Source organism: Myxococcus sp. CA051A, assembly GCF_013336705.1.
Lineage (GTDB): Bacteria > Myxococcota > Myxococcia > Myxococcales > Myxococcaceae > Myxococcus > Myxococcus llanfairpwllgwyngyllgogerychwyrndrobwllllantysiliogogogochensis.
Genome location: NZ_JABUMS010000001.1, coordinates 500393 through 520619, shown reverse-complemented (window position 1 = coordinate 520619; position 20227 = coordinate 500393). Strand labels below are relative to the sequence as shown.

Sequence of the window (20227 nt, the reverse complement as noted above, 5' to 3'; positions counted from 1 at the left end):
GCCCCCACGGCACGTGAACGGACCCGCCTGGCATTCAGGCGGAACGTGGGGGTGCAGCCCACGTCATGCCGTTGTGGCACCATGGTGAGGCGTGGGCTCACGCGCCTTTCGACGAGCCCCGCGAGCCCTCCAGCGCTTCCGCATGAGCACCCCACCCCTGTCCTGGCCAAGAGTCCTCGCGAGCTTCGCGAGCGTGGGGCTGTGCCTCCTGCTCTGCTGTGCCCGCGCCCCCGCGCCCCCGCTGGGACACGAGGTCTACGTGTGGCAGCGGGACTGGAGCCCGGAGCTCGGGCACGCGCTCACGCAACTGCCCTCGGAGCTGGGCGCCCTGCGAATCCTCGCGCGGGAGCGCTCCGGGGCCACGCGGGTCCCCGTGACAGTGGCGGTGGACGTGCCGGCCCTGGCGAAGACGGGGCGCGAGGTGGTCGCCGTCCTCCGCGTGGACGGGACGGCGCCGCTCGACGGCGTGTCGCTCCAGGAAGTGGCGACGCTCGCCCGCGACTGGAAGGCGCGCGGCGTGCGAGTCCGAGGCGTGGAGGTGGACCACGACTGCGCGACCTCTTCCCTGCCCGCCTACGCGGACTGGCTCGCGCGTGAGCGGAGCGGGCTCGGAGACCTCTCGCTCTCCATCACCGCGCTGCCCACCTGGGCGAACTCGCCCGCCCTGGAGCGCCTGACGTCCATCCCCGACGACATCGTCGTCCAGGTGCATGCCGTGCGCGCCCCTTCCCTCTTCGCCCCCGAGGAGGCCCGCGGCTTCATCGAGGCGTGGGCCAAGGCCTCGCCCCATCCCTTCCGGATTGCCCTGCCCACCTACCGCGCGCGGCTTCGCGACGGACGGCTCCTGACGTCCGAGCCCCACGAGGTGTCGCGCCTGCTCACCCAACTGCGGGAGCACCCGGTGAAGGGCATGAAGGGCATCGTCTGGTTCCGGCTCGGACACGCGGGCGACGCGGAGTCCTGGAGCCTGAGCACGCTATCGGCGGTGGTGCGCGGCGAGAAGCTCACGCCCCGACTGGAGCCCCGGCTGGTGGACGCGGGAGGCGGCACGCTCGACATCGTCCTCGAGAACACCGGCCGCGTGGACACCGAGGCGCCCGCGCGCCTCACCCTTTCTGGAAACCTGGAGGTCCTCGACGGCGTGGGCGGCTATGCCCCGCGAGGGACCTCACTCGTGGCGCGCACGCCTCCCCGCCTGCGCGCTGGCGAACGACGCGTCATCGGCTTCGTGCGGGGAACCGAGGTGTCACTTGTGGCTCCGTAGTCTGCTGGCCTCCCTGCTCGTCCTCATGCTGCTCGCGCCGGTGCGCTCGGCCGATGCCTGCGGACCCGACTTTCCCCATCGACTCCTCGTGGACCGCGCGGGCACCCTCGGCGAGCTGCCAGACGGCGCCTTCTCGCTCGAGGCCACACGACTGGCTCCCAAGCCCCTGGAGTCGTTCCGGGTGATGGAGGGTGGAGACGAGCCCGTCGATGCACGCACAGGCGGCGGGGCACGGGAGACGGAGCTGTACGAGGCGGGCGCCAGGGCCTTCACAAGCGGAGATGCGCAGACGGCGCGCGCCCGCTTCAACGACGTGCTCGCGCTGCCGGCCGGGGAGCGCCGCCACTACTCCACCTTCGCCGCCTTCATGCTGGGCCGCAACGCGGGCGCGGGCTTCGAGCAGGACGCGCAGCACGGCTTCGAGCGCACGCGGCAGCTCGCGCGCGAGGGCTTCGACGACCCGCTGGGCCTCGCGGTCGCCAGCCTGGGCGAGCAGGCGCGCGGCCTGCTCCGGGCGGGAGACGATGCTGGCGCCATCCGGCTGTACGCGGAGCAGGCCGCTCATGGGAGCGGAGGCGCGGTGACCTCGCTGCTCATGGTCGCACGCGCGCTCGCCCGCGATGAGGCCCGGCTCCACGCCGCGCTGAAGGACCCGCTGGCGCAGCGGCTCATGACCACCTTCGTGTGGACGCGTGGCCAGGAGTGGTACTGGTCCGAGGACCCATCGGGCGGTGGCCTCGCCGCCGTGCTGGAAGCGCTCGCGTCGGTGCAGGGGCTGGCGGGAGCGGACCGGTTGGCGGCGGGAGCCTGGCGCGCGGGTCGGTTCGACCTGGCCGAGCGTTTCGCCCAGCACGGGCAGACCCCGCTGGCGGCGTGGGTGAAGGGCAAGCTGGCGCTGCGCCGGGGAGACCCGTCGTCCGCGGAGGTCTATCTGTCGGAGGCCGCGCGCGGGCTCCCGGCGTCGGAGGACTGGGTGGGCGAGGGAATGGTGCCGCGCCGTCCCCTCTGCCGCGTGGAGGGAGAGCGCGGGGTGCTCGCGCTCGCGCGAGGTGACTTCTTCCAGGCCGCCGAGCGGATGCTGGCGAGCTGCTCCTGGCCGGACCTGGCCTACGTGGCGGAGCGGGTGCTGTCCGTGGACGAACTCCAGCGCTTCGTCGCGGCCCACCCGCCCTCCGGCGAGGAGCGCTGCAAGCCCGAGGTGGGGCAGCTCTGGTACGACGATGACGTCGGCGAAGGGGCGGACCTGTCTCAGCGGCTGCGCCTGCTGCTCGCGCGGCGCCTGCTGCGCATCGGGCGCGCCGATGAAGCGCTGGAGCACTTCCGGGGCACGCAGTGGGAAGGGCCCGCGCGCCAGTACGCCGACGCGCTGAAGCAGAGCACCCAGGCCCACGACGCCGTGACTCAGGCGGAGGCGCTGTTCACGGCGGCGAAGCTCGCTCGCGGCCTGGGCCTGGAGATGTTGGGCACGGAGGTCGCCCCGGACTGGGGCTGGGTGGATGGAAACTACGACCTGGGCACCTACGAGGAACAAGAAGAGCTCTCAGCCGGGGCGGAGCAGTCCCGGGAGGCCCTGTCCGGAACACCGCTCCTCGGAGTGCCGGAGCAGCAGCGTGTGCAATCGCATGCGCCCCCGTATCCGTGGCGCTTCCACTATCGCTCCACGGCGGCGGACCTCGCCCAGCGGGGCGCGGCCCTCCTTCCTCCGCGCAGCCAGGCGTACGCGATGATGCTCTGCCACGCTGCGCGCTACGTCTCCAGCAGCGAGCCAGAACGCGTCCAGCGGCTGTGGCAGACGTACCTGAAAGTGGGCGCCGCCATCGACGAGCCCTGGTGGTCCTTCGGGCACTCCTGTCCCGAGCCGGACTTCGAGAAGGTCCGCGCCCAGCAAGCCCAACAGGCGCTGGGCAAGCGCCAACGACTGATGATGTTGGGCGGCGCGCTGCTCTTCCCGGCGGTGCTCGGCGCCGCCTTCTACCTGCGCCGCAAGCGCCGCGCGACGAGCCCCTGAAGCCCGTGGGGCCCGAGCCTCAGCGCCGCCGGAGGATGGCGCGCGCCGGGGCGCCGTCGCCTCCCGCGATTCGCAGAGGCAGGCAGACGAGGTCGTACGTGCCCGCGCTCACCGAGGACAGGTCCAACCCCTCGATGATGCAGACCCCCGCGCCCAGCAGTGCCTGGTGGGTGGGCACGCCCTCTTCCGGACTGCCGATGGAGAGGTAGTCGATGCCCACCGTGCGAACACTCCGCTCCGCCAGGTAGCGCGCGCCTTCCAGGGACAGGTACACGAAGTCCGGCAGGAATCGCTGCGCGGCCCAGCCCCGCGAGGAGTTGGCCGTCTTGAAGAGGACCCGCTCTCCGGGCTGGACCGCATGCGCCTTCAGCTCATCCACGCGGATGGCGCGGGGGTCTCGAATCTCCAGCACCCGGGCCACGCCGAGGAGGTTGTCGAAGGCCAGCGCGTCCACGCCCTCCGCGCCCTGGACGAAGTGCGCGGGCGCATCGACGTGCGTGCCGGTGTGCGCCCCCAGGGACAGGTGGGAGACGGTGGCGTCGTCTCCACGCTCCAGGGCCTGCACCCGGGTGATGCGGACCTCCGGGTTGTCCGGCCAGTGCACCATCCCGTCCCGCAGGGGCACGGAGATGTCCACCCACGTGGCGGACTCACGGGAGGGCACGTTCGTCTCGGCAGCGGTCTCCATGAGGCTCCAGGGTGGACACGAAGCGCCCTGCTGGCGCCCAGGGCTGGCAGGCACACGGGCCGTCTCGCCCGCCGAGGGACCAGGAGAGTCACCGCCCCCGCGTCCACCCGACCACCTTTCCTCCCGGGACAGCGTCGGCTAGGTTGCGCCGCCTTTCATTTCCAAGGGTTGAAGGAGTTTTGATTATGCCGAGGACTTCCCAGGAGCAGACCCAGGAGCGCCACGCGTTCCTGCTCACCCTCTTCCGCCAGCAACCGGACATCAGCAGCAAGGATGCGCTGGAGTCCTTCAAGACGAAGTTCGGGGCGACCATCAACCTGAAGACCTTCAACCAGCTGCGCGCGGAGGCCGAGGAGGAGGTCGCTTCCACTCCCGTCGCGGAGGAGCCTGAGGTCGAGGTCGAGAGCGCGCCGGAGACCGTGGTGGAGGACGCCGCCGCCCAGCTCAAGGCCGCCGCGACGCCGGAGGCGCTCAACGGCGCCGCCCCCGCGAAGAAGCCCAAGGCCAAGGGCACCGGCTCGAAGAACGTCTTCGTGGACGCGCCCAAGGAGCACCTGACCTTCCTGGAGAGCATCGTGCAGCAGCTCCAGGAGGCCGGTGCCGCCAACGTGCGCATCGACCACTCCACGGACCGCTGGATGGTCCTCGTGGTGGACCCGAAGTAGTTCGCCGTCCGCCGGACTCCACGCCTTCGAGTGGAGTCCGGCCCCGCGCCCGCGCTCAGCGGCGCAGCAGGGCCAGCGCGCGCTGGAAGTCCTCGGGCAACTCCGCCTGGACTCGCACGGGCTGACCCGTCAAGAGACTCGGCAGCTCCAGGCTGAACGCATGGAGCGCCTGACGCCCCAGCGCCTTCGCCGCGGGATGCTCGCGCGCGGCCTCCGTCCCATAGAGCGTATCGCCGAGCACCGGGAAGCCCGCCTCGGAGAGCTGCACGCGAATCTGGTGCGTGCGCCCCGTGTCCAGGTCCACCTCCAGCAGCGCCGCTCCGTCCAGTCGCTCGCGCACCTCGAACGACAGCGCCGCCCGCCGCGCGGAGGGCACCTTCGTGGTGAAGCGGCGCGGGTCCTGGGGATTGCGCGCATAGGGCCCCTCCAGGCGTCCGTGCTCCGGAGGGTGGCCCAGCACGAGCGTCCAGTAGCGCTTGTCCACCTGCTTCTCCTGGAAGGCTCGCAGGAGCGCCGCCGCCGCCGGGTCCGTGCGGGCGAAGGCCAGACAGCCGCTCGTCTCACGGTCCAGGCGGTGCACCACCCCCGGCAGCGCCTGGCCCTCCACGTCGAAGGGAGGGCGCTGCGCGGCGAGCAGGTCGATGACGGAGGCCGCTCGCCCCTCCGGCTCCACGACGAGGCCCGGCGGCTTGTCCACGATGACCAGCGCCGCGTCGTCGTGGAGCACCGTCAGCGTGGGCCCTTCCACGGAGGAACGCGGCGAGGCGCGCGGCTCCGGCCGCTCGATTTCGAGCTCCTCTCCGCCCCACAGCTTCCGCGTGGGCTGACACTTCTTGCCCCGGATGCGCACCCCACCCGCCTCGATGAGGGCCCGGGCGCGCTCCAGCGAGAAGCCGGGGACGTGCTTGGAGATGAACCGATCCAGCCGCTCTCCGGCGACCTCGTGGGGGACAGGGACCTTCTGCAGCGCCATGGCCTCACCCCGTCCCTCATGCGGCGCACGGAGTCAATGTGCGCGTGAGCCTGTCCCTGAAGCACCCCTGAAAACACGGGGCGCCCGGCCCTCTACGCTCGACGAGACAATCCTTCACATTGGAAGCGAACATCACGATGCGACGGGATGGGTCGTCCCTGACCGATACACAATGCCATATGTCAGACGTTGACTTTTCAACACGGAGCGTATGACAGTACTTATCCGGGCTCACCGAGGGCCTGCTCAGAGGGGGAGTCATGAATTTTACTCACGGTCGTCGTGCGACCCGTCTCGCCATTCTCGCTACATGCCTGTCTTTGCTACCCGGGTGTCCCTGGGTTATCAAACCTCAACCCAAGCCCAAGACTGTCGAAGAGCAACGCGAGGCCGTCGTCGCGCACTTCGAGAAGCGCACGCCGCACGAGGACTTCGTCGAGCTGGACCTGGCGAACGACGACCATTACGAGTACGCGAAGCACCGGCTCCAGGAGGCTGTCGCCGCGCAAGGTGCCGCGGGAGCCAAGGGGCTCGTGGCACAGCAGACGCCTCCCAAGGACTTCTCGCGCGCCCTGAAGACGCTGGACGTCGCCCGGGCGAAGGCCGTGCGCGGAGGTCCGCAGCCGAAGCCCACCGAATGGAACTGCGACCACTTCCTCCACGTGGAGGACTCGCGCACCGCCGGAGGCAAGGGCGCCCAGCAGGCCGACAACGCCCAGGCCCAGGCCCCTCGGCCCACGCTCCAGATTCGCCCCTACGCCACCTGCGCGGGTGGTTCGACCCACGTCTTCACGGACGTCACCGCGTATGAAAGTGACCTGGCGGGCAAGAAGCGGACGGTGCTGTCGACGAGCGCGAACGAGGAGCACAACGACGGCAGGACGTTCGACGACACCACCGTGTCCGTGACTCCGTCGATGGAGGCCAACCGCAAGGTCATCATCGAGTCGATGATGGTGGCGCACAACGACAAGACGGGTGAGGAGCACGTCTCGTTCGCCAGCCTGGAGACGTCGCTGGTGGCCACGCCCCAGACCTTCACGCTGGTCCATCCACACTTCGCGGGCCCGGGGCCTCGGCCGGACATCAACCTCACCACCTGCCAGCTTCGCGGCGGGGCGGACTGCGACTACGCGATGGTGGCCAACGCCGGCGGCACCCTGGCGCCCTTCCCGGCCCAGTCCACGGGGCTCGCGCTGCGCAAGACGGGGGCCCCCTGGACGGGCGACCCCACCGCCTACTTCCCCTTCAAGCCGGGCACCGCCTTCGACTTCACCAACATCTACATTCCCCTGCAGGGCACCTTCGACGCGGGGGCCTCGGCGACGGCGGACTGCACCATCCAGGCGATGAAGAACGGCGCGACGACGACGCGGCTTCGCCTCATCAAGACGGAGTCGGGCGGCACGTGTACGACGTTGGCGGACCTCTCGGACGCCTTCCCGGTGGGCGCGAGGACCAGCACGATTCAGCAGCTGGTCAACGTCTCGCAGAACACCACGGCGTCCGGCGGCGCGGGCTGCACCATGGAGCGCATCGTGAACGAGCCGGTGGTGCTGTCCATGACGCTCTACGGGTTGTCGACGTGTGGCGGCCCGGCGATTCCGCGCATCGTGACCTTCACGAGCACGGCGCTGCCCGCCAACCCCTTCAACCTCAACGTCCTCAACAGCTGCCTGGCGGAGGGCACGCGCATCACGATGGCGGACGGGAAGCTGGCGCCCATCGAGACGCTGCGCGTGGGTGACAAGGTGCGCGCGAACGCGGCCGGCCGGGTGCTCACCGTGCAGGACTTCATCTTCGGGCGTGAGCCCAAGCCGCTGGTCCGGCTGCGCGATGACCAGGGCCACGACGTGCGGCTGACGGAGAAGCACCCGGTGCTGCTGTCCTCGGGCCTGGTGGTCGCGGCGGAGAAGGTCCAGGTGAAGGACACCGTGCGCACGCAGACGGGCACGGCGACCATCACCGCCACCGAGCGCGTGCCGTACGACGGCAAGGTCTACAACCTCAAGCTGGGCACGGCCGAGGAGCTGGAGTCGCTGAGCCCCAACGAGCGGACCATGTTCGCCGACGGGCTGCTCGTGGGCGACGACACCATGCAGCGCGAGCTGGAAGCGCCGCGTCGCGCCTCGGCCACGAAGTGAGGTGAAGCACCGGCACCCGCTGGCCGTCGTGGCTGGCGGGTGTCTTCGTCTCGGCGGCGGGCCGTCCGGAGAGCCCTCCTGCCCGCGCATCATGTCGGGTCGGTCGTGTAGGGTGCGGCCCCATGAGTTCCATCCCACTCGCCGGCGCCTATCGCTACACGCGCAAGGGGATGGGAGTGTTCCACCTGCCCTTGAGCCGGCCGTGGACGTGGGCGCTCACGCACCACGGCATGTGGAGCGTCTTCGTCCACGACGTGGAGCCCGCGCGTCCCGGTGTCCCCGAGCGACGCCACCCGCTCCACCCTCCCGAGGCCGTGCTCGGCTGCTGGCTCGCCCTCTACGCCACCCGTGAGTACGACGAGGAGGCCGTGGAGTGGCTGCGCGGGGCACACGGCCTGGAATGCCCCACCCGCGACGTGCTGCCCGCTGGCGCGTATGTCGCCATGGCCCGGCTCGCGGAGGTGTCCACCGTGGGCAACGACTCCCGCGCCTTTGGACGTGACGCCTGGTGGTGGCCCCCGGGTGCGTCCTGTCGCGGCACCGTGGCGTGGTGGCTGGAGGAAGTGCAGGTCTTCGAGCCGCTCGTGGCGGCCCCTGCCCAGCGCCTCGCTCCCATGGACCCGGAGCTGTTGCCGGAGCTGCGTGAGCGCGTGCGCCTGGCCCGCGACGGCATCTGGCGTCCCGAGGTCTACGCGACACCCGCCCCACCCCCTCCCGCGCCACGAGAGCCAGAGCCCCGCGTGCTTGCGCCCCCTGTCCCGACCGTACCCGTGCGCCGCGAACTGCCCGCCGACGACAGCCCCGTCGCCCCCATGGGCAGCGTCGAGCAGCTCGGCCTGTTCGGTGGCGGCGGTACCTGAGCCCCAAGGGAGGATGGCTGTCTTTCAATGCACGGAACCTCGCCGCGGGCTCGCGTCTCGCGCGGTCGTTTTGGCTGGTGCCCCGCCTTCCTTCCTCTACACTCCTTGTGAACCTACCCTCCCCATGGAGTTGACCTGATGTTCAGCGCTTTCTCGCGCCCCCTGCGATGCTTCGCCGCCACCGCCGCGCTCCTGTCCCTCGCCGCATGCGGTGACGACGACACGAAGGACCCTGTCCCCGAACCGCTGGCGTGCGACGCGCAGACCTATACGGAGGCCGTCCGCCACGCTGCGGAGCCCACGACCGAAGACATCTCCACGCAGCTGTGGGCCATCAGCCCGTCCAACCCGAACCTTGTCTGGAATGAGACCAAGACGGCCGTGCGCATGGCCATCTGGACCACCTTCCAGGGCTACACCCTGGGAGCGAACACGCTCTCTCGCGAGGTCTGGGTCACGGCCGCTCCCCAACTCCAGACATTCTGCAAGACGGTGTCCGCGGAGAAGCTCGTCCCGCGCGTCAATCAGTATCTGGGATTGCCCCCGGCGACCGAAGGCGACAACGCGCGTTACATCGTCGAGCTGTGGGTGAAGCCCGGAGACATGTTCCGCCCCTGTCCGGACTCGGAGATCGACGACGGCACGTGCGGCCTCCAGTTCCCCACCACGGCCACCACCGAGCACAAGAACTGGATCAACGCCAACTTCGCCTCCAGCTATGGGTTCTGGCAGAAGACGCAGTACCCGTGGACGGGCCTGGGCTACACGTATGACTGGTGCAATGCCGACACGCGCGTCGGGGCCAGCGAGTTCGTGGTTCGCGCCACGTCCATCGTCGAAGTGACGGGCAAGTTCGAGCGCGCCGTCTACTGCGCGCAGTAACCTGCGCCCTTCGTGAGTGCGTGAGGGCGGGTCCGCTTCCGGCGGGCCCGCCCTTGTTTCTCCACGGGTCACCCGGACGCCGCCGCCACGTTCGCCATCGCCAGGATGGCCTGGGCGGTGCTCTTGCCCGTCGCCGCCGCGCCCTCCATGTAGCCCTGGGCCTCGTAGAACGAGCTGGTGTGCTCACCCGCGAAGTAGAGATTGCCCACGGGTGTCCCCTCGGTGCCCGCGAGTGACGTGAACTGCCCGGGCCGATAGGACGCGTAGCTGCCCAGGGCGTTCGGATTGCTCGGCCAGTGCTCCAGGTGCGCGACGATGCGCCGGTCCACGCCCCGCTTCACCGCGCCCGCCGTCCCCGGCACCACGCGGCCCATCGCCGCCACGAAGCGCTCCGCCTCGCCCGCCACGTTGCTCGGGTCCATGCCTGCCCCACGCGGTCCACTGGCGAAGTCCGTCAACACCGCGTCGCCCGGTGTCGCCCGCGTCGGGTTCGTCTCCCACGTGGCCTGATGGTTCATCAGGTCCGAGTAGCTCGCCCCACTGCACCCGCTCGCCCGCCACACCGGCCCGCGATACCCCACCATCATCTTCGCGTTGGTGCCGTACCCCAGCTCCCGGATGACCCGCGTCTTCCACGCCGGCAGGCCCAGGGACGCCGCCAGCTCCACCCGTCGCAGGACGGTGAACGGAACCGCGAGCACCACGACGTCATACGTCGCCGTGTACGACGTGCTTCCGCGCCGCAGCGTGAGCGCGAGCGCGCCCGTCGGAGTCTTCCTGACCGACTCCAGCCGCTCGCCCTGTCGGACCTGTCCCGGCAGACGCGCCGCCAGCTCGCGTGGAATCTGCTGATTGCCGCCGAGCAGGCGATACCGCTCATCACTCTCGCCATACGGCTCGAACCGTCGACACTGCTCGGTCTGAATCAGGAACAGCAGGTTGAGACAGCTCAGCTCATCCGCTGCCTGGCCGTACTCCGCCTCGTACGCGGCGATGATGGCGGCCTTCACCAGGGGCCCCGTGTTCCGCGCCTCCAGGTAGGTCACCAGGTCCAGCAGGTCGAACCGCCGGTCCAGCTCCGTGTGGTCGGCCGCCGTGGGCGCCTCGGACAGCCTGCTCAAGTCCTGGTTGATGGCCGCGATGAGCGGGCAGTACTCCTCCAGGATATCCGCCTCGGAATAGAGCTGTCCGCCAAAGAAGTAGAAGACGTCCCCCGTCACCCGCAGGAGGTCTTCCCGCTCCAGGTGGAACTCACGGGCATAGCCCAGCATCGTCGAGTGTCCGGAGTCGATGAACTCCCCGCCCCGCTCCACCACCTGCCCGGGGAAGATGACCGGCCCACCGAACGCGCCTCCCATCGAGAACACCCGGCCGCCCGTGCGCTCCCGGGCTTCATGCACCGTGGCCTGCACACCCGAGCACCTGAGCTCATAGGCACACGCGAGGCCCGCGAGCCCCGCACCGACGATGCCCACGCGAAGCGCGGAGGGAGGACGCGCCTCCTCGGCCCGCGCCGCCCGCACCGCCATTCCCATCCCCAGCGCCGTCACCCCCTTCAACACGGAGCGGCGGTCCATTCGAGCCACGCGTCGGGCTTCGAGCGCGTTCGCCTCCGGTGACTCGGCGGCGAGCGCCTTCCGGGTGGTTTGTCGGAACAGGTCGAAGAGCGGTGTGCGGGGCATACAAAACTCCAGAAACGAGAGGGATTGCGCCCTCTCACCTTCCAAAGCCTGTCGCGGCGCGCAGCGCTTGATACAAGGGTGCCTGTCATTGAACACCCCAACTGTGAAGCAGTGAGCCCTACCCGGCCCTGTAGCCCGTGGAGTGTCTGTCACGTGCGCGACGGGTCCTCGTGTTGGGGTGCGGGCGTCCGCCGTTAAGGCGATGCTTCGGCTTGCGGCGGATGAAACCGCTTGCATCCCCGCGCCGGTAACAGGTGATGAGGCGCTCGTCATCACTCACCAGGACAATCCAGCCCCGCGCCTGCCGTGCCAGCGACGAGTCCTGGAGTTGCAAGGGCAGGTCGCGCTCCAGCACGGTGACATGTGTCACCCCCGCGGCGCGGGTCCGAAGTCCAAAGTCGAGGATGAGCTCGAGGACTTCCTGTCGAAGCACCCCGAGCGCGCTGCGCTCGAGGAACGTGAAGGTGGCGGGAGACGAGCGGGAACGGGACTGACGGCACCGGGCCATGGCGGCTTCCTCCTGTTGTCCCCTTGCCTTTCACGTGCCGTTCCAAGCCGCCCCGCACGACATTCCGAGGACTTGCGGGGCCGTCCGCGGCCGTCCGCGCGACAATTCGTCAATGCCTCGCCAAGCGTGTGACAGCGAGACGCGGGCGACGTCTCAAGGACGGGGTTGAACCGCGGGCCCGGAGCCCGCGAGGAGCCCGCACCGCCAGGACGCCCACCGTGTCTGGAGACGTGGAAACACCGCGCTGAAGGCGATGAACCAGACGACACCGGCGAGCAGGTCGACCGCGTAGTGGTAGCGCAGCACCAGGGTGGAGAGGATGAGCGCCGCCGCCACGGGCACCAGCGCCTGGAAGCGCCAGGGATGCGCGCGCGCGTCGTGACTCAGCAACACCAGGGTGATGTACACGTGCAGGCTCGGGAAGAGGTCGTAGGTGGACGAGCCGCTCGCGACGACGGCCGCGTTCAGCCGCGTCAGCCACCCTCCTTCGAGGGGCGCGGTGAACAACTCGGGATACGCCGCCACGGGGCCAATGGCCGGCACCAGATAGTAGCCCGCGATACCCGGCACGTAGGCCGAGAAGACGTGGCTGAAGAAGCGCTCCGCCCGCTCCCGGGGCCCCACCACCGCCCAGGCCATCGCGAGGTGGAGGTACACGTGGAACGCGAGATAGCTCGCGCTGAACACGTCATGCACCCACGGCGCGCTCCACCGCTGGAACCAGACCGACGGAGTGCTTCCTCCGAACACCCGCGCGTCCAGGCTGAACAGCCACGCGTCCTGGGTCTCGAGCCCCAGCGCGGGAATGGTGGTCTTCACCGACGCGTAGAAGAAGAACGTCGCCACATAGGCCAGCACCAGCCGCACCCGGAAGACGTGCGCCCAGGTGTCCAGCCGCGCGAGCACCGCTACCGCGAGGATGAACAGGGCCGTGGCCCCCGCGACCTGGAAGAAGCTGACGGACCGCGCCCCCGCCACGAACAGGAGCGCGCACGACAGCGTCACTCCGAAGGTCGCCAGCAGCGCTTCGTGAAGGAAGGGGCGCTCAGACATCCGCGGAGGAGACGCGCCGGGCCTCTCGCATCAGGGCGCCACTGAAGACCCCCCGGACGAACGAGAAATAGGACGGGATGAAGGGCGCCCCCTGCTCGACGAGTTCGGTCCGCAGGGACTGGTGCAGCACCGGCAGGTTGTACCAGGGCACTCGCGGGTACAGGTGGTGCTCCAGGTGGTAGTTCTCATTGCACATGAAGAACCGCGTCACCGGATTGGAGAGGATGGTCCGCGAGCCCCGCACCGGATGACTGCTCTGCGTGAGGAAGGTGTGCTGACTCATGCCCCGGATATTGACCAGCGTGTTGATGATGACCATGGGGATGACCCAGGCATGCAGCAACACGGGCCACGGCACGAAGACGCCCGCGAGCACCGCCCCCGCGACGACCATCGCCACCTCGAAGGCAATCCACCGCTTCTCGGACGCCGTCCCGTGCTTCCAGCCCAGGATGGGAATCATGGTGATGTACGCGGGATATCCGAGCAGCAACCGGCCCACGTGCATCGCCAGCTCCAGCCAGCGTCGTCCCGTGTAGTTGGCGTAGTGGTCGGGGTCCAACCCACCGCCCAGGTCCCGGTGGTGCCGCAGGTGCAGCACCTTGTAGGCCGCGAGGTTCTGCAGCACGGGCCACGCGCACAGCATCCCGCCCAGCCTGTTCAGCCACGGCCGCGTGGAGAGCCCACCGTGCACGGCCTCATGGGTGAACAGGCTGATGCCGTGAAGCGAGGCCGCCGCGACGACGTAGAGCAGCCCGCGCGCGAGCCAGACCTGGGCAGCCGGCAGGGCCTCCAGCGCGAGCACCATTGCCCCCCACGCCGCCACACCGTAGAGCGCGAGGAACACCCCGAGCCGGGGCAGATGGCGGGCGTCGACCTGCTCCAGCTCACGCAATCGCTGGGGAGTAAGGGACGATGAGAGCGTCGGCATGGGCTGTTCCTGTGGGTGACATCATGCCCTACAATCCGCCCCCTCGCCGAAGCAACCCTCGCCCCCCGCCGACGACTTGAGCACCACGCCCCCCCGTCTGAAATTCGCCGTCGTCCGTGAAGACCCGGAGCTGGAGCAGGAACTCATCGGGCGCACCCAGGCCCGAGCCCTCCTCACTGTCGCGTCCGGAGGCTGCACGCTCCTGACCCTGGCCCGGCGCAATCCGTCCCTGGAGCTGGTGGGCTTCGACTTCAACCCTCGACAGCTCGCCCACGTACGGGAGAAGGCCGCGAGCCTCGGCACCGCGAGCCTGGAGGCTTTCAACGTGAGGGCCACCGACGCCACGGGGTTGAATCAGCGCGGCGAGTTCGAGGGCCTGTTCCGCACCCTGCGCCACTTCCTCGAGGAGTTCGCGGCCCCAGCGCGCGAGCTGGCGGCCTTCTTCGCGCCCACGACCTCCGCCGCCGAACGGGCCGCACTGCGCGACGGCTGGTTCGCCTCGTCCTACTGGCCGGTGGCATTCCAGCTCGCGTTCGCGGACCCGTTCCTCCACGCCATGTTCGGCCCGGCGGCGACCCAGCACGCGACGCCCGGCTCCTATCCCGGCTACTTCCAGGCGACCTTCGAGCGGGGACTGCGGCGCGAGGACGCCCACCGCAACCCCTACCTGCAGCACGTGCTGCTCGGCGCCTACCTTCCCGAGGACCGTCCCGAGTACCTGCGCGCGGAGGCGCCGCTCCCCGTCACGCTGGTGCAGGGCTCGCTCCCCGACGTGCCTGACCTGGGACGCTTCGACGTCATCTCGCTGTCCAACATCTTCGACTGGTCGGATGACACGCTCGTCGCCGAGTGGGCCGCGCTGCTGTCACGCGAGGCTCGCCCCGGCTGCGCCGTGTTGCTGCGACAGCTCAACAACCAGCGAGACCTCCGCCGCTTCTTCAGTCCAGCCTTCGTGTTCGACGACGCGCTCGGCAAGCAACTCCAGGCCCGGGACCGCAGCCTGTTCTACGAACGCATCGAGGTCGGCTTCCGACGGACCGCCGCACCATGAGCGGCGTGCGCTACGTGGTGTGTCGGCCAGACACGCTCGGCCCCTATGTGGAACGACTGCGCCAGCTCGAGCGGGGCATCGAGTACCCCATCGCCGACGGCGCCGACCACTTCTTCATCGACCACGGACCCGAGTACCACCCCTTCTTCTCGTCCATGGGGGACGCGTACTTCCTGCTGGCGCTGCGTGGCGAACAACTGCTGGGCTCCGTGACGGGAATCTCCCGGCAGGTCCTGCGAGGCGACACCGCCGCCCAGGGCTTCTACATCTGCGACCTCAAGGTGGCCCCGCACGCGCGCGGCACGGGACTGGCGCGGAGGCTCATCTTCCAGGGGCTCACGCACCTGTTCCGCATCCCCGCGCTGCGCGGCATCCGGTTCCTGTACGGCGCCGCCATGCGGGGCGCGCGCGGCGACGTCATGCACACGGCGCGAGGCTGGAACCCGCTGCGCATGGGTCGGCCGGAGAGCCGGCTCGCGCTCTACTTCGTTCCCCCGGCGCGGCTCGCGGCGCTGGAGCTCGCGGGCGCGCCCACGCAGGTCCCAGGTGACGGGCTGGTGCTCGGGCCCTCGTCTGGCCGGAAGCTCGAAGGGGCGGGCTGGTGCACCACGTCGGGGAGCAAGGACCTCCAGCTCCGTTCGACGAACAAGCCCTGGCCGCTCGTGCACCTCGCGGCGCCTCCCACCGCCTGGACCCGGGGTTGGGGGCATTACCTCCGGGAGTGCGGGCGGGAACTCGCCGGGCGGAACGCGGACACGCTGGCCTGCTTCACGCTCGACGAGCGATTGAAAGCGCAGCTCGACTGGCTGCGGGACGCCGGCATTTCTCCCGACACGGTCTGCACCGTCTATTCTCTCGACCTGACCCGACTTAAGGGAACCCCTGCATGGGTGCACCTTCCCTCCTCCGAAATCTGAACCTGCGTCACCACATCGCTGGCCTGAAGTCGGGCTGGAACGTCCTGGAGACGTCGTCGTACCTGCGCGCGCTGAAAGACGGCTCCTTCGAGCGGAGCGACTTCATCGAGACGCAGCTGCAGTTCTTCTCGGCGGTCGCGCACTTCTCGCGGCCCATGGCCCTGCTCGCCAGCCGCCTTCCCCGCCCCGAGCTCCGCCTGCCGCTGGTGGAGAACGTCTTCGATGAGCATGGGCGCGGCGCGCTCTCCCACGGCCACGAGCACACGTTCCAACTGCTCCTGGAGCGACTCGGCGCGTCCGGGGAGCGGCTCCAGGACGGCGCCTTCGGTCCGGAGGTGCGCAAGTTCAACGTCGCGCTGACGGGCATCGCCGGCTTCGAGACGCCGCACACGGGCCTCGCCGTGTTCGGCATCATCGAGGACCTGTTCAGCGGAATCTCCGTGGAGCTGGGTCGCGGCATCGTCGCGCGAGGCTGGCTGACCGCGGACCAGGTGGTGCACTACCCCACGCACGCCACGCTCGACGAGGAGCACGCTGACGGCTTCTACCGCCAGCTCGACGCGCCCTACGACGCGTCACCCGCGGCCGCGCGCGACATCGAGCAGGGACTCATCCTGGGAGGCCACCTCCTCCTCGGCCTCTACGAAGACCTGTACCGGGCCCGTCGGCGCCGACAGGCCTGACACGTCCCGCGCACGTCCCTCAGGCGGCGCGGCCACCCGCTCCGGACGCGGGCTCCAGGTTCGGAGACGCGATGCCACTTCGCTCCGCCGTCACGGGCTGCGCCACCGCGTAGCGGTCCAGCTCCACGGCGCAATGCGCGGAGAAGACCTTCACCTCCGCCGAGTGCTCCCGCACGAGCGTCCGCAGCCGCTCCTGGTTCGCGAGGCGCGCCGCGTTGTCCGTCGAGCGCAGCCGCTGGAAGAGCGCCAGGCCCGGCGGACTGCGCGGCGACACGGGGTTCAGCTCCTTGTGGTTGAAGTAGGCGTCACCCGCGTGCAGCAGCCACGACCCTTCCGTCTTCACGGCGACACCGCAATGCCCCGGCGAGTGCCCCACGAGCGGCACCAGCAACACCTCCGTGGACAGCCCCGGAATCACGCGCACCGCGTCGAAGCCGAACCACCGCTCCCCTTCCACCGCGTACTGCCTCCAAGACGGCTGGTGCTCCCACTGCACGGGCCGGTAGCCGAACTTCGCGTTCTTCGCCGACGGCACCATGGCCGCCGCGTGCTCGTCACGGAAGACATGCACCTGCGCGCCAGGAAAGTCCGCGAGCCCGCCAATGTGGTCCAGGTCGAAGTGCGTGGGGATGATGTGACGCACGTCCTCGCGCCGGAAGCCCAGTCGCTCCACCTGCGCGACAGCCGTCTCTCGAGGGTCCAACCGGGGCGAGTTGCGGCGGAGGAAGCGCTGGCCCAGTCGGGTCGGGTCCTGGAGGTCCTTGAGCCCCAGCCCCGTGTCGACCAGGACGAGGCCATCATTCGTCTCGATGAGGAGGCAGTGGCAGACCATCCGGGCCCGCGAGAAGAAGCCGCCTTCGCCCAGGACGAAGCGCGCGCCGCCGGCGGGACACAGGGTGCCGCAGTTGAGGTGATGGACTCGCATGAAGGTTCCTCGGGGGAAGCAGGGGTGTCGTGCCCTCCCAAGGTAGAAACGCGGGCCTCGGGTCGATTGGAGAAATCGGCCATGAGCGCTCGCCTGCCCTGGCCCCGGATTGAACCCGCCCCTCGCGTGCCGCATGCTGGCCCCGTGACTTCCCAGTCGCTCCAGGTCGAAGCCCACGGCGCGCTCGCGGGCTTCGTGCGTGGCTTCCGCGCCGTTCCCCGGGATGCGGGCGGCGGCCCCGCGTACGTCCGCCTTCCCGATGGAGAGGCCGAGCTCATCGTCCGCCTCTCCGACACCCGGGGCGACGCCTATGTCATCGGCACGCGCCTGCATGTGCTCCAGAAGGGCGGGACGGAGGTGCCGCCCCTGGCCGTCGCCGTGCGCTTCAAGGCCGGAGGCGCCTACCCCTTCTTCGGTGTGCCCATGGCCCACCTCACCGACCGCGTCGTCAACCTCGACACCCTGTGGGGCGAGGACGGAGCCCACCTCCGTGAGCGGATGCACGAGAGCACCACCCTGGCCGCGAAGGTCCAGGTGCTGGAGACCGCGCTCACCGAGCGCCTGCGTCGCGGTGACGTGTTCGAGCCCGCCTCCGCGCACGTCGTCCGCCGCGCGGTCCGCGCCATCTCCCAGTCACAGGAGCTGCCCCGGATTGAGGCACTGGCGCGAGGGCTGGGCGTCAGCGAGCGACAGCTGCGGCGCGCCTTCGACGACGTGGTGGGCATGAGCCCCAAGGTCTATGCGCGCATCGTCCGCTTCCAGCGCGCCATGCGGGCCTCCACGCGCGCCGCCACGCCAGACTGGGGCGCCATCGCCGCGGCCACCGGCTACTACGACCAGGCCCACCTCATCTCCGACTTCCGGAGCCTGACGGGTGTCACCCCCGTCGCGCTCCTGCGCGCGGGCCCCTTGGCCGTGATGCCCGGCTTGCGCTAGCAGGGAGAGCCATGCCCCTTCTCGCACTCGTCCGCCACGGTCAGTCCCTCTGGAACCACGAGAACCGCTTCACCGGCCTCGTGGACGTGCCCCTCACCGAGAAGGGCCGCCTCGAGGCCCGCCTCGCCGCGCGCGCACTCCAGGGCATCAGCTTCGACGTCGCCTACACCTCCGCGCTCACCCGCGCGCAGGAGACGCTCACCATCATCCTGGAGGCCCTCGGCCAGCGCCCGCCCATCATCCGCGACGCCGCCCTCAACGAGCGCCACTACGGCGACCTCCAGGGCCTCAACAAGGCGGACGCCGCCCAGCGCTTCGGCGAGGCCCAGGTGAAGCTGTGGCGCCGCTCGTACGACGTGCCGCCGCCGAATGGCGAGTCGCTGGAGATGACCGCCCGGCGCGTGCTCCCCTTCTACGAGCGCGCCATCTCCGGCGACGTCCGCCTGGGGAAGAACGTCCTCGTCGTCGCCCACGGCAACTCGAACCGCGCTCTCGTCATGAAGCTGGACCAACTCACCGGCGAGCAGGTGGTGGGGCTGGAGCTGGCGACCGGCATTCCGCTCGTCTACGAGCTGTCGGCCGAGGGGTCCGTGCTGTCCAAACGAACCCCCTCTCCCTGAGACATGAGACAGGGGGCCCCTTGTCGTCTGGGGGCTTTGAATGCCATGAGACTCGGCCCGTCAGAACTGTCGAGTACACAAACAAGGACGCTCCCGATGAAGTCCCTCGCAATCGCCGTCGCACTGCTGACCGCCGCCACTTCCTTCGCGCAGACCTCCCCGCAGGTCGAGAAGCAGCAGGCGCCCGACGCCACGATGGAGAAGTTCCGTCCTCCCCCGCCGGGCCGTCCGCAGCCGTCGCAGCCCTCCCAGCCGCAGTACCCGCCGCACAACAACTCGGGCCCGTTCGTCCCGCCGAACAGCACCGGAACCCTGGTGGTGGTCAGCCGCGAGGACCTTGCGCAGCGCCTGGAGCGCCTGGAGCGCCTGCTGGAGGACATCGAGGACCGGGCGGACCGGGACTCGCGCAACAAGGTGCGCAAGGCCCAGGAGACGTTGGAGAACGTGAGGCGCCAGGTCGCTGATGCCCCGCTGCTCGCCACGGTGATGCCGCGCCCGCCGCCCCCGCCGCCGGAGCCGATGGTTCGCCCGATGGGGGACGGCGCCTTCCAGCGCTGGTTCGACGCCATCTCCCGGGAGACCTTCACCGACGACAAGCTCCGCGTCCTCAACACGGGCCTTCAGAACAACTACCTCCTCGTCTCCCAGGTGATGCGGCTGATGGACCGCTTCTCCTTCAACGACGACAAGCTCAACGTGCTGCGCGCCGTGAAGGCGCGAATCCTCGACACGGAGAACAACTACCAGCTCTACAACGCCTTCACGTTCTCCACCGACAAGAAGCGCGCCCAGGAAATCCTCTCGCAGCGCTGAGCGCCAACGAGCAGACACGCTGAACCGGGGCGTCGCGGGAACCCACCCGCGGCGCCCTTCGTGTCTCCACCGCCAGAAGCCTCACGGGCCTGACAGCTTCTGCAGCAGGGCCCTGGCCTCCGGCGAGTCCGCGTTGCCGTGCACGACGGCCAGCACCTGTCCCCGTTCATCGAGCGCGATGGCATAGGGCTCGCGACTGGAGGCCAGCCCCAGCGACTTGCCCACGGCGCCGCTCTTGTCGAGCCAGGTGTCCGTCCAGAACGCCTCGGGCACCTTCTTCTTCGCCCGCTCCCGCGCGGAGTCCGCGCTGACGAAGAAGGGCACCTTGAAGGTGAGCACGGAGGCCCGGTGCACGGAGTCCGGAACCTGGGTGGCGGCCGTGTCGAACCAACGGCGCATCTCCTCGCCGCCGTCCTTGTCGGTGAGGACCACCAGCAACGTGCGCCGTCCCCTCCACTCCTGACTGCGGTGCGTCTTCCCCTCCAGGTCCTGCGAGGACAGCTCCGGCAGGGCCTCCCCTGGCTTGGGCGCCGCGCCCGCCAGTGAGGCCACCAGGAGCGAGGCGAGCAGGCAGGAGGCCCTCAGCCCTCGTCGAACAGACCCACGCGACTGTCGCGGCTCCAT

General features: G+C 69.8%; 20 protein-coding genes. 12 read left to right on the top strand and 8 right to left on the bottom strand.

Annotated elements, in window-relative coordinates; all coding sequences use genetic code 11:
• The first annotated feature begins 142 nt into the window (after positions 1-142).
• On the top strand, positions 143-1264 hold the full coding sequence (locus HUA74_RS02110; RefSeq protein WP_174453203.1) for a DUF3142 domain-containing protein: 1122 nt from the start codon (positions 143-145) through the stop codon (positions 1262-1264).
• A complete protein-coding gene (locus HUA74_RS02105) occupies positions 1251-3272 on the top strand; it encodes a hypothetical protein (RefSeq protein WP_174453202.1) in 2022 nt (673 codons plus the stop codon). The genes HUA74_RS02110 and HUA74_RS02105 overlap by 14 nt, the downstream gene beginning before the upstream one ends.
• Positions 3273-3291: 19 nt before the next feature.
• Here HUA74_RS02105 and HUA74_RS02100 read toward each other — a convergent pair whose 3' ends face one another.
• Entirely contained in the window at positions 3292-3960 is a 669-nt protein-coding gene (locus HUA74_RS02100; protein ID WP_174453201.1) for a cyclase family protein, read from the bottom strand.
• Between the two features lie 185 nt (positions 3961-4145).
• Between HUA74_RS02100 and HUA74_RS02095 the strand changes: the two genes are divergently transcribed.
• The gene (locus tag HUA74_RS02095; RefSeq protein ID WP_141645077.1) at positions 4146-4625 is read left to right on the top strand and encodes a hypothetical protein; all 480 of its coding nucleotides are present in this window, start codon (positions 4146-4148) and stop codon (positions 4623-4625) included.
• 55 nt (positions 4626-4680) lie between these two features.
• Here the strand turns inward: HUA74_RS02095 and HUA74_RS02090 are convergent, their stop codons facing one another.
• Positions 4681-5598, bottom strand: a complete 918-nt coding sequence (locus HUA74_RS02090) for an RluA family pseudouridine synthase (protein ID WP_141645078.1) — start codon at positions 5596-5598, stop codon at positions 4681-4683.
• 260 nt (positions 5599-5858) lie between these two features.
• Between HUA74_RS02090 and HUA74_RS02085 the strand changes: the two genes are divergently transcribed.
• The 3 genes from HUA74_RS02085 (at position 5859) to HUA74_RS02075 (ending at position 9484) form a co-directional block, all read left to right on the top strand.
• The gene (locus HUA74_RS02085; protein WP_174453200.1) at positions 5859-7742 is read left to right on the top strand and encodes a Hint domain-containing protein; all 1884 of its coding nucleotides are present in this window, start codon (positions 5859-5861) and stop codon (positions 7740-7742) included.
• A gap of 122 nt (positions 7743-7864) precedes the next feature.
• A complete protein-coding gene (locus HUA74_RS02080) occupies positions 7865-8602 on the top strand; it encodes a hypothetical protein (RefSeq protein ID WP_174453199.1) in 738 nt (245 codons plus the stop codon).
• A gap of 138 nt (positions 8603-8740) precedes the next feature.
• Entirely contained in the window at positions 8741-9484 is a 744-nt protein-coding gene (locus HUA74_RS02075) for a hypothetical protein (protein ID WP_174453198.1), read from the top strand.
• A 68-nt stretch (positions 9485-9552) separates the two neighbouring features.
• Here the strand turns inward: HUA74_RS02075 and HUA74_RS02070 are convergent, their stop codons facing one another.
• The 4 genes from HUA74_RS02070 to HUA74_RS02055 all read right to left on the bottom strand — a co-directional run bounded on the left by HUA74_RS02070 (position 9553) and on the right by HUA74_RS02055 (position 13658).
• A complete protein-coding gene (locus HUA74_RS02070) occupies positions 9553-11166 on the bottom strand; it encodes an NAD(P)/FAD-dependent oxidoreductase (RefSeq protein ID WP_174453197.1) in 1614 nt (537 codons plus the stop codon).
• 118 nt (positions 11167-11284) lie between these two features.
• On the bottom strand, positions 11285-11674 hold the full coding sequence (locus HUA74_RS02065) for a hypothetical protein (protein WP_141645481.1): 390 nt from the start codon (positions 11672-11674) through the stop codon (positions 11285-11287).
• Between the two features lie 153 nt (positions 11675-11827).
• Complete coding sequence (locus HUA74_RS02060; RefSeq protein WP_174453196.1) at positions 11828-12727, bottom strand: phosphatase PAP2 family protein; 900 nt, start codon at positions 12725-12727, stop codon at positions 11828-11830.
• Positions 12720-13658 (bottom strand): fatty acid desaturase, encoded by a 939-nt coding sequence (locus HUA74_RS02055; protein WP_174453195.1) that lies wholly within the window; start codon positions 13656-13658, stop codon positions 12720-12722. The genes HUA74_RS02060 and HUA74_RS02055 overlap by 8 nt, the downstream gene beginning before the upstream one ends.
• Positions 13659-13734: 76 nt before the next feature.
• On the opposite strand from HUA74_RS02055, the gene HUA74_RS02050 reads away from it, so the two are divergent.
• Genes HUA74_RS02050 through HUA74_RS02040 form a run of 3 tightly spaced genes read left to right on the top strand, consistent with a single transcriptional unit; the run spans position 13735 to position 16309 of the window.
• A complete protein-coding gene (locus tag HUA74_RS02050; protein WP_174453194.1) occupies positions 13735-14709 on the top strand; it encodes a DUF3419 family protein in 975 nt (324 codons plus the stop codon).
• Positions 14706-15626, top strand: a complete 921-nt coding sequence (locus HUA74_RS02045; protein ID WP_174453193.1) for a GNAT family N-acetyltransferase — start codon at positions 14706-14708, stop codon at positions 15624-15626. The genes HUA74_RS02050 and HUA74_RS02045 overlap by 4 nt, the downstream gene beginning before the upstream one ends.
• Positions 15596-16309, top strand: coding sequence for a TenA family transcriptional regulator (locus HUA74_RS02040; RefSeq protein ID WP_174453192.1), 714 nt, complete (start codon positions 15596-15598; stop codon positions 16307-16309). The genes HUA74_RS02045 and HUA74_RS02040 overlap by 31 nt, the downstream gene beginning before the upstream one ends.
• Before the next feature lie 19 nt (positions 16310-16328).
• On the opposite strand, the gene HUA74_RS02035 is transcribed toward HUA74_RS02040, so the two are convergent.
• Entirely contained in the window at positions 16329-17234 is a 906-nt protein-coding gene (locus HUA74_RS02035; protein ID WP_141645475.1) for an MBL fold metallo-hydrolase, read from the bottom strand.
• An 81-nt stretch (positions 17235-17315) separates the two neighbouring features.
• Here HUA74_RS02035 and HUA74_RS02030 point away from each other — a divergent pair, with 81 nt between their 5' ends.
• From HUA74_RS02030 to HUA74_RS02020, 3 genes are all read left to right on the top strand, one after another.
• On the top strand, positions 17316-18170 hold the full coding sequence (locus HUA74_RS02030) for an AraC family transcriptional regulator (RefSeq protein ID WP_217439743.1): 855 nt from the start codon (positions 17316-17318) through the stop codon (positions 18168-18170).
• A gap of 11 nt (positions 18171-18181) precedes the next feature.
• The gene (locus tag HUA74_RS02025; RefSeq protein ID WP_174453191.1) at positions 18182-18790 is read left to right on the top strand and encodes a 2,3-diphosphoglycerate-dependent phosphoglycerate mutase; all 609 of its coding nucleotides are present in this window, start codon (positions 18182-18184) and stop codon (positions 18788-18790) included.
• A gap of 96 nt (positions 18791-18886) precedes the next feature.
• Positions 18887-19603 carry a DUF4476 domain-containing protein gene (locus HUA74_RS02020; RefSeq protein ID WP_254614262.1) on the top strand — a complete coding sequence of 239 codons (717 nt, stop codon included), beginning with the start codon at positions 18887-18889 and terminating at the stop codon, positions 19601-19603.
• An 81-nt stretch (positions 19604-19684) separates the two neighbouring features.
• Here HUA74_RS02020 and HUA74_RS02015 read toward each other — a convergent pair whose 3' ends face one another.
• Entirely contained in the window at positions 19685-20227 is a 543-nt protein-coding gene (locus HUA74_RS02015) for a hypothetical protein (RefSeq protein WP_174453189.1), read from the bottom strand.

Bases quoted from the DNA above. Each gene is read 5' to 3' on its own strand.
- HUA74_RS02110 (WP_174453203.1), top strand. From the start codon at position 143: ATGAGCACCCCACCCCTGTCCTGGCCAAGAGTCCTCGCGAGCTTCGCG.
- HUA74_RS02100 (WP_174453201.1), bottom strand. From the start codon at position 3,960: ATGGAGACCGCTGCCGAGACGAACGTGCCCTCCCGTGAGTCCGCCACG.
- HUA74_RS02095 (WP_141645077.1), top strand. From the start codon at position 4,146: ATGCCGAGGACTTCCCAGGAGCAGACCCAGGAGCGCCACGCGTTCCTG.
- HUA74_RS02090 (WP_141645078.1), bottom strand. From the start codon at position 5,598: ATGGCGCTGCAGAAGGTCCCTGTCCCCCACGAGGTCGCCGGAGAGCGG.
- HUA74_RS02085 (WP_174453200.1), top strand. From the start codon at position 5,859: ATGAATTTTACTCACGGTCGTCGTGCGACCCGTCTCGCCATTCTCGCT.
- HUA74_RS02080 (WP_174453199.1), top strand. From the start codon at position 7,865: ATGAGTTCCATCCCACTCGCCGGCGCCTATCGCTACACGCGCAAGGGG.
- HUA74_RS02075 (WP_174453198.1), top strand. From the start codon at position 8,741: ATGTTCAGCGCTTTCTCGCGCCCCCTGCGATGCTTCGCCGCCACCGCC.
- HUA74_RS02070 (WP_174453197.1), bottom strand. From the start codon at position 11,166: ATGCCCCGCACACCGCTCTTCGACCTGTTCCGACAAACCACCCGGAAG.
- HUA74_RS02065 (WP_141645481.1), bottom strand. From the start codon at position 11,674: ATGGCCCGGTGCCGTCAGTCCCGTTCCCGCTCGTCTCCCGCCACCTTC.
- HUA74_RS02060 (WP_174453196.1), bottom strand. From the start codon at position 12,727: ATGTCTGAGCGCCCCTTCCTTCACGAAGCGCTGCTGGCGACCTTCGGA.
- HUA74_RS02055 (WP_174453195.1), bottom strand. From the start codon at position 13,658: ATGCCGACGCTCTCATCGTCCCTTACTCCCCAGCGATTGCGTGAGCTG.
- HUA74_RS02045 (WP_174453193.1), top strand. From the start codon at position 14,706: ATGAGCGGCGTGCGCTACGTGGTGTGTCGGCCAGACACGCTCGGCCCC.
- HUA74_RS02040 (WP_174453192.1), top strand. From the start codon at position 15,596: ATGGGTGCACCTTCCCTCCTCCGAAATCTGAACCTGCGTCACCACATC.
- HUA74_RS02035 (WP_141645475.1), bottom strand. From the start codon at position 17,234: ATGCGAGTCCATCACCTCAACTGCGGCACCCTGTGTCCCGCCGGCGGC.
- HUA74_RS02030 (WP_217439743.1), top strand. From the start codon at position 17,316: ATGAGCGCTCGCCTGCCCTGGCCCCGGATTGAACCCGCCCCTCGCGTG.
- HUA74_RS02025 (WP_174453191.1), top strand. From the start codon at position 18,182: ATGCCCCTTCTCGCACTCGTCCGCCACGGTCAGTCCCTCTGGAACCAC.
- HUA74_RS02020 (WP_254614262.1), top strand. From the start codon at position 18,887: ATGAAGTCCCTCGCAATCGCCGTCGCACTGCTGACCGCCGCCACTTCC.
- HUA74_RS02015 (WP_174453189.1), bottom strand. From the start codon at position 20,227: ATGGAGCCGCGACAGTCGCGTGGGTCTGTTCGACGAGGGCTGAGGGCC.